Annotated in this window: 11 protein-coding genes; all 11 read right to left on the reverse strand. The window is 42.6% G+C overall.

The genetic code is table 11. The features are described 5' to 3' along the window. Positions 1-125: 125 nt before the first annotated feature. The gene (locus P2W71_RS18660; RefSeq protein ID WP_276372832.1) at positions 126-4,319 is read right to left on the reverse strand and encodes a hybrid sensor histidine kinase/response regulator transcription factor; all 4,194 of its coding nucleotides are present in this window, start codon (positions 4,317-4,319) and stop codon (positions 126-128) included. 552 nt (positions 4,320-4,871) lie between these two features. Next, positions 4,872-5,069, reverse strand: coding sequence for a hypothetical protein (locus P2W71_RS18665; RefSeq protein ID WP_276372833.1), 198 nt, complete (start codon positions 5,067-5,069; stop codon positions 4,872-4,874). Positions 5,070-5,206: 137 nt separating this feature from the next. Continuing rightward, positions 5,207-6,574, reverse strand: coding sequence for a nucleotide pyrophosphatase/phosphodiesterase family protein (locus tag P2W71_RS18670; protein WP_276372834.1), 1,368 nt, complete (start codon positions 6,572-6,574; stop codon positions 5,207-5,209). 95 nt (positions 6,575-6,669) lie between these two features. Beyond that, a complete protein-coding gene (gene eboE / locus P2W71_RS18675) occupies positions 6,670-7,890 on the reverse strand; it encodes a metabolite traffic protein EboE (protein WP_276372835.1) in 1,221 nt (406 codons plus the stop codon). A 26-nt stretch (positions 7,891-7,916) separates the two neighbouring features. After that, positions 7,917-9,071 carry a 3-dehydroquinate synthase gene (locus P2W71_RS18680; RefSeq protein WP_276372836.1) on the reverse strand — a complete coding sequence of 385 codons (1,155 nt, stop codon included), beginning with the start codon at positions 9,069-9,071 and terminating at the stop codon, positions 7,917-7,919. An 88-nt stretch (positions 9,072-9,159) separates the two neighbouring features. Continuing rightward, complete coding sequence (gene eboC / locus P2W71_RS18685) at positions 9,160-10,041, reverse strand: UbiA-like protein EboC (RefSeq protein ID WP_276372837.1); 882 nt, start codon at positions 10,039-10,041, stop codon at positions 9,160-9,162. A 1-nt stretch (position 10,042) separates the two neighbouring features. Then, positions 10,043-10,948, reverse strand: coding sequence for a TatD family hydrolase (locus P2W71_RS18690; RefSeq protein ID WP_276373342.1), 906 nt, complete (start codon positions 10,946-10,948; stop codon positions 10,043-10,045). A 129-nt stretch (positions 10,949-11,077) separates the two neighbouring features. Further along, positions 11,078-12,001 (reverse strand): EboA domain-containing protein, encoded by a 924-nt coding sequence (locus P2W71_RS18695; RefSeq protein WP_276372838.1) that lies wholly within the window; start codon positions 11,999-12,001, stop codon positions 11,078-11,080. Positions 12,002-12,464: 463 nt separating this feature from the next. Then, complete coding sequence (locus P2W71_RS18700; protein ID WP_276372839.1) at positions 12,465-12,917, reverse strand: ester cyclase; 453 nt, start codon at positions 12,915-12,917, stop codon at positions 12,465-12,467. 41 nt (positions 12,918-12,958) lie between these two features. Further along, the gene (locus tag P2W71_RS18705; RefSeq protein ID WP_276372840.1) at positions 12,959-13,474 is read right to left on the reverse strand and encodes a nuclear transport factor 2 family protein; all 516 of its coding nucleotides are present in this window, start codon (positions 13,472-13,474) and stop codon (positions 12,959-12,961) included. A gap of 59 nt (positions 13,475-13,533) precedes the next feature. Then, positions 13,534-14,376, reverse strand: a complete 843-nt coding sequence (locus P2W71_RS18710) for a helix-turn-helix domain-containing protein (RefSeq protein WP_276372841.1) — start codon at positions 14,374-14,376, stop codon at positions 13,534-13,536. Between the last annotated feature and the right edge of the window lie 223 nt (positions 14,377-14,599).

A 14,599-nucleotide genomic window follows, 5' to 3' on the forward strand; every position in this document is an offset into this window, starting at 1 on the left:
CGTGATGCATCTGCCCTGGCGTAAAAAAATGCGCATCAAACGTTGGCAAAGGTTATTTATAACGATTGCTGTGAAGGGGGTCTAACTAATAAAAAAGGGGGGTGGAATGAGCTTTTCTAAGAAAATCAGCTATTCAGGTCATGCTTCACGGGAGGTTCCGTCCTCTGCGACGCTTCCGTTTGCTTAATAAAATCTGAAGGGGAATATCCAAACTCCTTCGTAAAACACTGTCGAAAATACTTGAGGTCCGAGAATCCAACCATGTAAACGACTTCGAAAACTTTGTACTTTTTGGTTTTGAGTAATGTAGCGGCCTCCTTCATCCGTAAGGATCTTATGTACTCGCCTGGTGAAAGACCTGTCAGCATCTTTACTTTTTTATAAACCAGCGATCGGCTCATGTTTAAAACGTCGCAGAGTTCGTTGATATTAAAATCAGGCTTATCGATGTTTGCCCTTAACATTTCATAAATAGATTGGAGAAATTTTTCATCCAGAGAGTTTATGTTCGAGTTTCCCTCCGTAGGGGAATCAGGTGTAAAAAGGTTCCGGTAAAACCGCATCAGATTTTCCCGCGATTGTAAAAGATTGTTGACTGTCAGTCCAAGTATATCAGGACTGAAGGGTTTTGTAATGTAGGCATCCGCGCCTGTTCCAATACCTTCCTTATGATGGGTTAAACTTGTTTTGGCAGTCAGCAAAATAACCGGAATGTGACTCGTCCGGATATTATTCTTTATTGATTTACAAAAGTCTATGCCATCCATTTCAGGCATCATGATATCGCTGATGATTAGATCGGGATGGTTTTGAGTAGCGACTTCCAGTCCTTCTTTGCCATTTGTCGATTCGAATATCCTATAATGCTTCTCAAAATATTCTTTCAGGAAAGACCGGATTTCATCATCATCCTCAATGATCAATAAACTTTTAAAACCCTTTTTGTTAGCGGAATATTCCTCCGCTTCCTGAAGCAGCATATTTTCTTTGATCGTCGTCGACTTAATATCCGACAGCCCATTATCTGTGGCTGTCTCCACGATCATTTCATCCGCTTTCAAATGGTCTTTGCCCAGCGGGATTTTAATACTGAAAACGGACCCGTTTCCTTCCGCACTATCGACAAATATTTCGCCTTTATGCAAGTGAACAAGTTTCTTTGCCAGCGACAATCCTATGCCAGAGTTCATCGTCCCGGAACTATCGCCCTTGTAAAACCAATCAAAAATATTTCCAAGGTGTTTTTTTGGAATACCGATGCCATTGTCCCTGATCTTAATAATAGCCCTACCGTTAGGATATCGGTCTGTTATTTGCCTGCCCACATGAATACTAATTTCATTTCCTTTTCCAATGTATTTAAAGGAATTAGAGAGAATGTTGTTGAGCACCATTTCCAGTTTTTCCTTATCGAACCAAAGGGTGATTACTGGCTGTTCGGCATGAAAATAAAACTTGATATTCTTGTGATTAGCCAGTTCTTTAAAAGTAATGTACACTTCTTCAACAAACGCAACGATGTTATCTTCCTTTACCTTGAGCAAAATATTACCGCTTTCAATTTTTCGATAATCAAGAAGCTTGTTGATAAGATTTAAAAGCTTATGTGCATTTCGGTACACCAGCTTGAGTTTTCTTCCTTCTGACGTAAGGCCTCCATCCTTTGCCAGCATTTCTTCAAGTGGGCCAATCATCAACGTGAGCGGGGTTTTAAACTCATGCGAGATCTCCGTAAAAAAAGTCAGTTTTTGCTGCACCAATTGTCGTTCATGCTTGCGCTGGCTTTTTTCAATTTTTAATCTTCTTCTGAGATTCAATTGCTTTTTTCGAAATGAAAATATAATAAAAGCAATTCCCCCAAATGTTAATATGTAAAGCGTATAGGCAATGGGAGTCTTCCAAAAAGGGGGTGTTATTTTTACGGAGACGCTGGCATACTCCGTGTTCCATACATTTTCAACGTTAGATGCTTTGACTTTAAACACATATTCACCGGGTTGTAAATATCGATAAGTAGCTGTTCGCTGATTACCCACAAAATTCCAATCTTCATCAAAACCCTCTAGTTTATAAGCGTAAATATTTTTCTCAGGATAACTATAGTTCACTCCTACAAATTCAAAAGTCAAGACGTTCTGGTCATCGCTTAAGTTAATGTGATCTGTGCGACTAATCACTTGCGTCAATACCGGCGGTCCATCGGTGCTATCATTTACCTTGATCGGCTTGTTGAACAAGGAAAGTCCTGTAAGCATAATCTCTGGTTTTTTCAGATTCTCGATAATCTGATCAGGGTAAAAAATATTGAGACCTAACGTCCCACCCATACACATATATCCACCCAGTTCATTATACAAAGCTGAGCCTGGATTAAACTGCCCTTCCTGCAAACCATCAAAAACATCAAAGTTCAAAAACTTATTTTTCCCCACATCATACTTGGAGATGCCGGTATTGGTACTAGCCCAAACGTTTTGGTTGTTGTCAATAAGAATAGCGTTGATCGTATTATTGGCCAAGCCGTCTTTATCGGTGTACCGTTTGAATTGATCTTTTGCGGGATCAAAAGAACAAAGTCCACCACCTCTTGTTCCTATCCAAATACTTCCCTTCCGGTCTGCTTTAATGGCGAATACAACATCGCTCTTTAATTGTTCGGCAGCCGTTGGTCCATTAAAATGTCTCTTGAATTTTTTAGTGGACGGCGAATAAGAATAAACACCATCACCATAACAGCCGATCCAAATATTTCCCTGATTATCTTCAGTAATGGAACGCACATCCCCATTCAGCAATGCATCATTAAAATGCTCCGGATTCGAATAGACTTTTTCTTCCTCATCCAACAAACATAGACCGCCTCTGTTAGTGCCGATCCAGATGTTATGTTTTGAGTCTTCAAAAATTACCCTGACATCATTCCCGCCTGCCTTCGTTTTACTGTTTTTATAGTGGTAGTTAATAAAGGAGTCCTTAGCGCGATCATACAAAAATAGTCCTTGTGAATAAGAACCAAACCAAAGTCTTCCTTCTTCATCACGAAGGGCAGATATAATAGCATTGTCTGTTAAGCTTGCACTGGTTTCCGAAGTATAATGACGGATGGTATTGCCGTACAGGTCTGACTTGTAAATTCCATTGCCATCGGTTCCCAGCCACAAATTACCCTCATGATCATAACACATGCCGTAATAAGGGACATAACTTACCGCCGTGTTTTTATAAATTGGTTTTTGTACCCTTACAAAATTTTCTTTTACACTGCTGATAAAATAGATACCTTCTCCAAATGTGCCGATCCAAATATTTTTGTCCTTGTCTTCATAAATGAACTGAATGGTACGCTTTGAGATGTCATAGTCATTGAGGTGTTTAACACTGACAAAAATAAAATCATCCAGCGGCCTTGTGTTGAACTGCCTTAGATCCAACTGATACAATCCTTCGCCCTGTGAGCCGATCCAAAGATTATCATTTGAATCTGTAAAAAGTGAAAAAACATTCACTGTTGATATGGGGGATTTTCTGTCTTTGAAGGTGAAGAACTTATTCTCCTGCCTTTTATAAACGACAAGTCCCTGGCTGGTGCCGATCCATACATTTCCAAATTTATCTTCTGCAAAACAACGGACGTTTACCAACGGAAAGTTTAAACCGCCAGATAGGTCATTCATTTTCTTAACCACAGCACCCTGACTAACCTGAAAAACATTTACGCCTCCCTCCTGCGTTCCTACCCACAACAAACCAAATCTGTCCTCAAGCATGGCGACCGTTTTTTCGCTGGTTAAACCAGGCAACGTTTCAGGCGTGTAGGGTATGAATGTTTTCTTTTCTTTATTGAAAGAAGCAAAGCCACTCCCATACCACGAAATCCATAAATTACCGGCGCTGCCTTCCGTAATGAAACTGACATCGTTGAAAGCATAATTCTCTTTATCCTTAAAATCGTGACGATATATTGAGAAAGTCTCTTGATAAGGATTGAATTTCAACAAACCCTTCCTTGACGATACCCAGAGCGTACCTTTCGAATCCTTAAAAATACTTTGAATGAAATTATCGGCAATGCTGGTTTTATCATCAGGATCGTACTGAAATACCTTAAATGAATAGCCATCGAAGCGGTTTAAGCCATCTTCAGTAGCAAACCACATCATCGATTGGTTGTCTTGGGTGATACTGTTGATTACGCCTTGCGAAAGGCCCTCTTTAATACTCCAATGCTTGGTAAGATTGCGAGGCTGGAATTGCGCGATCAGCCCGTGACTTAATAATAACAGGAACCCAACAATTACACTATACTTTAGTCTCGTCATAGCTGATTGTCTTATAGCCATAGTTATCAGTTCCGTAAACTTAAGTTATAGCCGGGATTATGTTCAATAAACTTGGCCTTTCCTAGGGGGACATTTGAATATGGTTAGCGGGGCAAATGTATTCTTGCGATTTCAGGCAGAAAAAGCAATTGATTTGGTCAAAAGTTAATGGCGCAAATGTTTGGATTCTTCTTTCTAAAGCGAATCATCTTGCATCCCTAACGGGATTCGCTTCCAAACGTGCGTGTTTTTTGTACCGATATTTCATCCCCTAAAGGACCCTAAAGGGATTTACGCAGCACATGAAAGAAATTAAAGCACAGCATGATTTATTTCAGTTGCCATTTATCTCATCCCGCTGATCAAGTCGTTGTCGCATCTAATTGGTTAGATGCACACGCCCGGTGCCGTTAGGCATCGCATATTAGTATCACTCAGTCGAGATTTAGCGGAGTGCCGTAGGCATCATATATAACAGCAGAGAAAGCCATTAAGGAAGAATTGTCTCTGTTCGTTTTGCTCATGTCCATCAACGCCTCGGGTAAATCCCACCTATTTAAAGATATTACTCTCCGCCACCATTTTTTTATACTCCGGCAGAATCTTTTCATAAAGGCTTTCGTCTACTTTCTTCAATGAATTCATAAGCCCACCGATACCAGACTCTCTCAGGCTCACACGTTGTTTTCTGATATCTTCCATTTTCTTCCGGATCGTTCCTTCCAATTTGAGCAGTTCTCTTTCGGTCATAGACTTAAAATTATGGTGCAAATTAACCTAGTTATCGTTCTTCTAATAATATTTAAATTTTCCGGCCCGATTGACGCTTTACCATTAATTCGATTGGCTTTATCGGTACACCACTTGGCAAGAGTCCCTTCAATACGTCACCCCGTGTGCAAGGATTCATCAAGATGTTCCCAGATTACTTCATATACATCCGTAGGAAGCAGTTCTTGCTTCTTAACCTCCTGATCGGTGATCAACACCGGATGGAAAGTAGACGGGGTATTGATATTTCCATGAGACCCTTTGATTAGCGTAGCATCTAACGGAATAACATCCATGACATACCGGAGTGCTGCTTTTTTTCGTAATAACTTATAGGCTGCACGTAATTTTGAGGACATAAACATTTCAACGGGATCGTAGCCGGGCTTTTTATGGATATCCACGGTGCGGGCATAGTCAGGTGCTTTATTGTCGTCCTGCCAGAAGTAGTAGCAAAACCAGCTTCGCGCGTCAGCCATCACTACAAGATCACCCGACCGCGCGTGGTCGATGTGATATTGATGTTGCTCCTTTCGGTCAAGCACCAATTCAACGCCGGGAATTTTTTCAAGGATACTTCTTACTTTTGAAATTGCGCTTCCATTATTTATATATACATGTGCAACCTGGTGATCGGCGACTGCAAATGCTGCAGACGCTCCAGGGTCCAGTAATTCAAGACCTCGTTCTATTCGAATCTGCAGCAAGCCGTTTTCACGCAATACGCGATTGATATAGATGGGGCGGTCAACATTGGTAATTCCGTATTCCGATAAAAGAATAATCCATGCTCCGGCCTTTGTATAGTGAGAAATCAGCTGCTCAATAACATTATCAATTTCTTTAAGCTCTTGAGATATGAGGCTAAAGTTCTGTCCGAATTTCTGAAGACAATAATCAAGATGCGGAAGATAGATTAGCGTTAGCGTTGGATTATATTTTTGATCGGTAATCACAGAAGCATCAGCAATCCATTGGGTAGACTTGATATTTGCGCCAGGTCCCCAAAATTGAAATAGAGGGAACATGCCCAGTTCTTTTTGCAATTCATCACGCAGCATGGCGGGATGTGAATAACAATCGGGCATCTTTCTTCCATCTGCGAGGTAATTGGGCCGCGGCGTTACTGAAAAATCAGCAGTCGAGTACATGTTGTACCACCAAAACATTTTTGAACACGTAAATGCAGGATTGATGCGCTTCCCTTTATCCCAGATTTTTTCACCGTATACCAGCTTGTTGGATTGCTTCCAGAATTTGATCTCACAATCTTCACGGTCATACCAGCCATTGCCAACAATCCCATGTTCGCTGGGCCACTTTCCTGTCACATAAGTTGACTGCACCGATGTGGTCACAGCAGGCAACATCGGCAAGATCGTATGGACGAATTTATTTTGTGTATACTTTTTTAAAAAAGGTGTATGCTCACCGATCAACCCGCTGGACAATCCTACAATATCAATTACAACCGTCTTCTGCATGTTTTTTTTAGAAAGCCTACCAACTATCCATACTGGTAACCTTATTACCAACTACCTCTTTACCCCCCACCGATTACCCTTTACCGATTACCTGCCTACCTGCCCACCCCATTGCTCAAATAACTCATCACCCATTCCATTTCCCGAATAATAGATTCCGATAGTGGTAGCTTCAAAGCATCGGGTATCACCTCCCAGGTATATGTTTCCACTTCAAGGTGTTTCGTAAACGGTTGCTGCTTTTGAATAGACAAAACATCCCTGATATCGTCCTGGGTGGATTTTAGTAATCCATAATCCTCAACGAACAGCGGAACATGAAAATGCGAACGCCATTCTTTTGTTGACGGGTTGCCTGCATCATTCAACGCTTCCGGGAGATCCGGATACTGCTTTAACGTACCGTCTACCTGCCGCGCAACAACCTGATGCAGGTAGGTTGATTCATTAAACTGCCGGAATGCCTGAATTACCTTTTCTCGTTTCGTCTGGTCCTCTGGAATGAATGCCTTCAGTGCAGCACTGATTTGAATTTTTCCGACTTTTATTTTTTTCTCCTCGAGTTCCTTAACGATAGCAGCGTGGTTTTCATAACCCACCGCGAAATGACAAACATCATAGCACAACTGAAGGTGATCTTTGATCGCTTGCGTGGCTTTTTCGGTTGTTAGCCCAAGCTGCTGCTGCAAATATACTGTGCCTAAAGGCAATAAATAACGATCATACCAATCAAAAAACTCGGGACCATTTCCCAGCAGGCCATCAGGTTCCGGTTCAATATCCAGGTGAAGCAGCTTGCCAGTATCATTTTTGATTCGGATAAGATGCTCAACAACCTGAAGAATATTTTTTGTTGTCTTTTCGAAGACGTCCTGTTCAGGTGCACCGCTGTGCCAATATTTATAGGACAATGGTGATGTAGAAATTCCACCTTCCATTCCATCCGGCAATAACATTATCAGAATATTAAATAAGCGAATGGTATAGGCAACCCGTTCGGGCGTTGTCCAGTCGGGTGCATGCACCTGATCCTTTACTTTTGTTCTGTGAAATCCTCCGTAAGGAAATCCATTCATGGTAAAAACATAGCAATCTTCTTTTTTTAGCCAGTCTTTAAAATCATTAAGCGCACTTTTCTCCTGAAGCTGAAGACTCGCCTCGTGCGACAACCGTAGCCCTATGCCAAAAGACTGTGAAGCGCTGATTCGTTTTTTTATTCCGGGAATATTTTGTTTCAACGCGGCAAAATGATCGATCCAGTTTTCGCCTGCATGTATGTTTGTACAGTACGTCAGCAATCCATGAGATGTACGCATAATTCTATTTTGAAATGAGATTCAATTTAAGGGTTACTTCTATCTTTCAACAACTGGCTGGCCTGCCTTATCAGGGCACCATCCATTTCGTGAACTTCTTCGCCAATACCTATGCCATTAAGTAACGTGATAGTGAGTTTCCCCCCCAGGTGTTCACGGAACTCTTCCAGGCCCTGAAGCAGGGGGCTTTCGTTATCACGAACTTCTAACAACGGGTGCGTTGTACTCAAGCCGAGTGTTTTATTCAGATTCAGGATCACGTTCATGGCTTCTTCACTTAACCTTCCGCTCAAATAAGAATAGACACTGTCGAGAGCGATACCGATAGCCACAGCCTCACCGTGACGGATATGGAAGTTTGTGAGCTGCTCGAGTTTATGAGCGCTCCAATGACCGAAATCTAACGGACGGGATGAGCCCATTTCGAAAGGATCCCCTCCACGAATATGTTGCATGTGAAGATCAGCACAGCGTTTAATTAGAGATTGCATTGCCGGCATATCCCGTTTGGCAAGTAATGCGGCGTTATCCAACAGCCATTGAAAAAATGCCGCATCTTTGATCAACGCCACTTTTATCGCCTCCGATATTCCCGACCGCCAGTCAACATCTTCAAGGGTAGTCAGAAAATGAAAGTCGTTGAATACGGCGACAGGTGGCGCAAATGTTCCCAGAAAATTTTTCTTGTTAAAATAGTTAATGCCATTCTTAACGCCGACACCCGAATCGTTTTGTGAAAGTACAGTGGTAGGGATGCGAATATGCCTGATGCCACGGTGTGACACAGCGGCAGCATAGCCTGCAAGATCCAGTACAGAACCCCCGCCGATTGCGACGAGATATGAATGCCTGTCTATCTTATGGTTGTGGACTGCAGTAACGATTTGACGAAACAAGTTTTCATCATTTTTTGCAGCTTCGCCACCAGGTACAATCATCATTTCTTCAATAAGTGAAATGGATGGAAATCCTTTGAAATAGGATTTAATGCCGTTGATCAGATCAGGATGATGGGCGACAACACCGTCATCTAAAACAAAAAAAATCTTGGGCGTTGCATCTGATTTTTTCGCCGTACTAAAAAAATTCCCGAGAAGCGGATTTTCCTTACTAAAAAGGTGGTTGGTGAAAAAAACTTTATAATCAAACCGAACACTGAACGACTGCTGCAAAAAATCCATAAAAGGCCTACTGATAAATTTCGTGAATCGCTAAAATTAGCAGGAATAGGCCTGCTCTCCTCTTCTGTTTATATATATTTTTCGTCGATCAGGTAACAGCAAATAGTTTGGCCAAAAGGATAGAGACCGGTAACAGCAACACAATAAAGAGTGCCAGGTATAAGGCACCAAACGCGGCTGCCCAGCTGGCATTCATCACGATCAACGCCAGTACGCCCGCCCTGACTGCTCTACCTATGTTCCGCCCTATCGGCGCTTGGAATGCCTTAAGCAATGGAACATAAATGAGGATGGCAAGAATGACAAGAAAAAACACGGCGTAAACACTATTTCCCTGCCCTATCGAGACATACAGTATTGAGACAATTACCACCAAATATAAAAACCCTGCAAATAAAATTGTTTTGCTTTTTCCACCGTGGACTTCACCCCGGCTGATCATCGTAATTGCGGCAATATAAATAACCGGTATTACCGCAAAGTGACCAAAACGGAATAACACATCGGGCACAAGGCTTATCCCCAATAAAAGATTCAGCCCTCTGCAAAGGCCCATGTTTAAAGGCCCCAATATAAATTGATGTTTGCCCCATTTATCGTAGATGAGTGCCGCGAGTGCAATTACAAAGGCGATAATTCCGGACGGATAAGCGGCGCGCCCGAAAGCAGCTGCTATACCAATAATCAGCAATGACGCTCCCAGAAAAGTACCTTCTTTTTCTGTGATGAGTCCGCTGGGAATTGGACGTTCAGGTCGTTCGATACGATCAAGTGCCGCATCAAAAACATCGTTGAATACCACACCTCCGCCGTATAGGCCTATCGTAGCCAATATGAGTAAAAGCAGGGCAGAAAGTTCAGGCATGCTACCGGAGTATCCCGCAATGGCGGCGCCAGCAAGAATATCCGAAATTGCTGTAACAATATTGGCAGGTCGCGTGAGCCTGAGAAACCCGATCAGCTTTTTCACTTTATCGAATGATCAACGAATCCTTATTGATCCGAGGCTGCTGACCGCCACGCAGGATGGTATTTCCTTGAAATTTAAGACTTTGATCAACTTGCTGAGTCGTGGAGAAATCCGTTTCATGAAGTTGTCCGCTCTGGCCAAAGGCAGCGATGGCATTTTTGTACGTGACCAAGTGAATGATATCGTCCGATATCCCACTTTGCTTCATTAATGCTGCAGTTTTTGGAACAGCCAATGGATCGCTTATTCCCCAGTCGGCGGCGGAGTTGACCATGATGCGTTCAGCACCATATTTTTTAACAACTTCCACCATTCGTTCATTCCCCATTTTTGTAAAGGGATAGATGGTAAATGCAGCCCAGAATCCTCTTTCCAGAACTTCCTGGACCGTCTCTTCATTGTTATGATCAACGATCACCATTCCGGGATCAAGTCCACAGTCAATGGCAATATCCATACTGCGTTGTGTTCCCTGCTTCTTATCGCGATGGGGTGTATGAATCTGCACGGGAAGCGACGCCTCCTTTGCCAACAGCAGTTGAAGCCGGTAATATTTTTCTTCGGCTTTGGTCTGATCATCAAACCCGATCTCACCTACCCCGACCACCCCTTCTTTATAGATAAAAAGAGGGAGAATTTCCATGACCTGTTCAGCGAGTGCTTCGTTATTTGCTTCCCTTGAATTCAGACCAATCGTACAATAATGTTTAATACCGAATTGAGAGGATCTAAACCGTTCCCAGCCTACCAGACTGCTATAATAATCCTGGAAGGTTGCCACACCGGTACGCGGCTGACCCAACCAGAAAGCAGGCTCGATAATACCAACAACTCCCGCATCTGCCATGGCCTGATAGTCGTCGGTGGTGCGCGAGGTCATGTGGATGTGAGGATCAAAGAATTTCATCCCTTTAATACTTTCAAGATACAAGGGTATCTCCACTCGAGGCTCGAGATCTTTTTCGGTGAGGTTATGGCTACAGCTCATAGTTTCTTGCGTTTCATTCTATCAGGCACTTACAAATATGGCCGATTCTCAGGAATTTCTTTCGAGTTTTTTAGCAAGGTCTGCCCAGCTCATACCACTTTTTGCGATATCGCGGAGGACCGGATTTTTTTCAACCAGTTCACGTGCAGGGGCATAATTACTTTGCATACAGGCTAGCGCGGCAGCTTCACGTTCTGTCTCCTGTTCGGAAGATGCGATCCGTTGGATGTCCGGGAAATTCTTTTCATTAATAAATTTACCGACACACTGCCAAAGTAATGGATGAACGGTGCGATGTGCCGCCCATCTTTCGTGTGCATAATCGGATAAAATATTAGCCAGGTTCAGGTTGGCACGTTCATCCAGATTTATAATTTGGTGAATAGGTTTTTCCGTAAAAATGGCCTTCATTACTAACTGATTCCATGCTGGCTCATCAAGGTTTTCTGATGGATAAGGATTGTTACACATGATCGCCCTGAGGACGTCACCAATGTTGCTGCGAATACCCTCGGCACAGCGCGCGCGCCATCGCGCAGGATAAGCCAAGACGGGTAACGCCGAATACAACGCAACCTGCTCATTCATCTCCGCGGTGGGAAACAAATCTTCTATGGTCTTAATGTATTTGTTTTCATCCTTTGTATCGAGATGCAAGAGAATCCAAACCCGGCACAAGCGATCGATTTCCCAATGCTGAATAATAAAGTGAGATCGGATTTGCTGAATTTCAGAGATTTCTGAGTCAGATAATACAACTGGCTGCTTTCCTGTTTTGCGCGTTACGGCAGCAAAGGCAACCATAAAGCTCTGAACATTCTCACTCTTGGAGATCAATGAAGTTTTCTCCGTAAGCCATTGCCAGGCATCTGTTGATACATGCCGTGAAATACAATCGGCTAATTTTGATTTGAGGGAGTTCGCGTTGTAAGTGAACACCGTGTTTTTTGTACGCTCTTCTGTTGTTGGCATAATACAAATCTAATATAAAGAGACCTGTTTTGAATTCATAGCGGCAACAATCATTAATAGCGGAATGGCATCTGCGTTTTATGGTAGCTTTATAGAGCTGCATGCGAAGCTGCAAGGTACTTTGAGCCTTTTTAGGCTGGGATTAAAGTTTATCCCCAATAAGACATTGCAGAATTGACAAATGACTGGCTGGTGAGAAAGGGGTGAGCGTGTTTTAACGTATTAAGAATACAACTGCTCGTTTGCAAAAAAAAATATTTTAACAGATCTAACGCCATCGCTATTGGTGAATTGGCGCGTGACCTCATGCCGGGGCAAGATGCAAAATTGAAACCCCAACGTAAGTAAACGCTGGGGCTTTCGATTTATAAATTTGAGTGATCCAGTTGCTTGGCAATCTTAAGAGATAAGTTTACGGTCAAGCGCCCGACACCACCTGATCTAGCGATTAAACCTGCCCACTTTACCCTATCAATTGCTTCAAAAAGTTTTCATGGTCCCAAAGAATGCGTATCTCACGGATCTTTGTCTGATCATCAAATTTAAAAATGAAAATATGATCCGAGTCAAAGCGTAAGCCCTGCGCTGCAATGCCAAGGAATTCTTTTTGCTGCGTTCCGAAAATTTTGACGCGACAATGGACAGCATTGGCCTCTTCATTCCAGTCTAGTTGCATAACCGTATTATCAAGATCAGGAAAACAGTCCATGAGCGTTATCCATATATGTCTTCCGACTTCATTAATTAATCCTGTACCCAGCTCTTCCAATGGTTCAAAAAAGACTAGTCCATCGGTAGTGCATAGGTTAAGCATGCGGGCAATATCTTTTTCCTGATAGGCAGAGAAAAACTCAAGACAGATTCCCTTCATTTCCATTACGGAGGTTGACTCCTGAACCAATTTTGTTGTTTTCATAATATTAGTGTTGTGTACTCGTTGGAGTACGGTTATGTAATTTAATTCTTTTTCCTGCCATCCAACAGCCAGCCGACGTAAGCAATTCTCCACTGACCGTTATGTTTTTCAAGTATCCGCGTTTCGTAACTGAGGCCTGGCATGTCCATCGCTTTTTCTCCTGTATCCGTGCCATATTGCTCAAAGGTAACCCAGGCCATGTTGCCAGAAATCCGGATGTTGAAATTTTCCCGCGCTACGTTCTGTCGGTTTTTCTCAGGATTTTCTTTGATAAGCTTTTCCATTCTATCGCCGATGACCGACCATCCTTTTCTTACCGTAACCCCGCCATGCTCCCACCAGCCTACAACGCGCACATAATCATCGTGCACCCAGCAGTTGGATAACTTTTGAAAATCTTTATCCCAGAATGCTTCAGTTTCTGAGATGATTACTTTTTTAATTGCCTCTTCTTCAGAAACAGATGGCATAGATTTGTTTGACGTTTTTAAAGTTACCGCAGTGCTGATCAAAAGAGGACCTAACAAGATGCAGCAAAGAATGTATGTAAATTTCATGGCTTTGTTTTTTTGACAAAGCTATGCGGCATGAATATGCGCCCATAGTAAAAATGCGGCTACGATTTTTTATTGTTGTGCAACAGCCGAATCAGCTCAGCATGTTCCTGGTGATATTTTACAGGACTTAAGTTATTTAGCGCCTTAAAATCTTTGATAAAATGATTTTGATCGTGGAAGCCTCCCTTGAAAACTAAATCCTGCCAATCGATTTCTTCGTGATGCGCAACAATGTTTGAGATATGTGCCATTCGGACAATGCGACAATATTGTTTAGGTGTAAGCCCGACTTTGTCAGTAAATTTTCTTTCGAGATGCCTGCGACTCACGCAGAGCTGATCCAGCAATTCTTCAATGGAAATCGTACCATGGCTCTTAAGAATGATATCGGACGCCAGGTCGGCTACATTCATTCTTTTTTCATAGCCTTCCATCGCTTCCAACAAAAAGGAGTGTATTAAGGCTAACCGGTAGTCGGTACGCGATTCATTTTTCAATCGTTCAAACAGCAACCGTGATTCCGTTTCCCCTATCGCCATCTCTAATGCAACACGTTTGTCGACCATATCTTTCAATGGATAATTTAACAGTGTCGCGATGGCAGTTGGTTTAAATACCACCCCGATTTGTTGAATATGGCCAGATAAGCGGAGCTTGTAATTTTTTGTTTGCTGGCCTATGATAACGGCGGATGGCGAAGGGGTGAATTCTGTATCGACGCCGGCGCAAACATCGTAGTCGCTGATGAAGTTAAATGTCATTGCCGCATAGCCGGTAGGTGGAGACTGGATGATCTTTACATCATCGAATTTAGCTTCAAAAAAATAATAGCAGATTAAAAACGGAGAAAGCCTCACGTCAGGCGAATATTTCGAATATGTCAATTTCCCTGAGCCTTCCATAGCATTTGCATGATGTGCGATAGCCTGATTTGTCCTCGACAGTCATGTGAGCGTTTTATCGCAATCCAACCCGAATATAGCAATTGTCAAGGTGAACCCCTCGCTACGATGTTTGATGCTCTTATTCGAGCGTCTCTATATTTTTATTAGAGTTACAATTTAAGCAAATATCGCAAAGACAGTTTTGCTTGTCGAAAGGGTACAGACGCGATATGCAGTTTAG

Source organism: Chryseolinea sp. H1M3-3 (assembly GCF_029360725.1).
Lineage (GTDB): Bacteria > Bacteroidota > Bacteroidia > Cytophagales > Cyclobacteriaceae > Chryseolinea.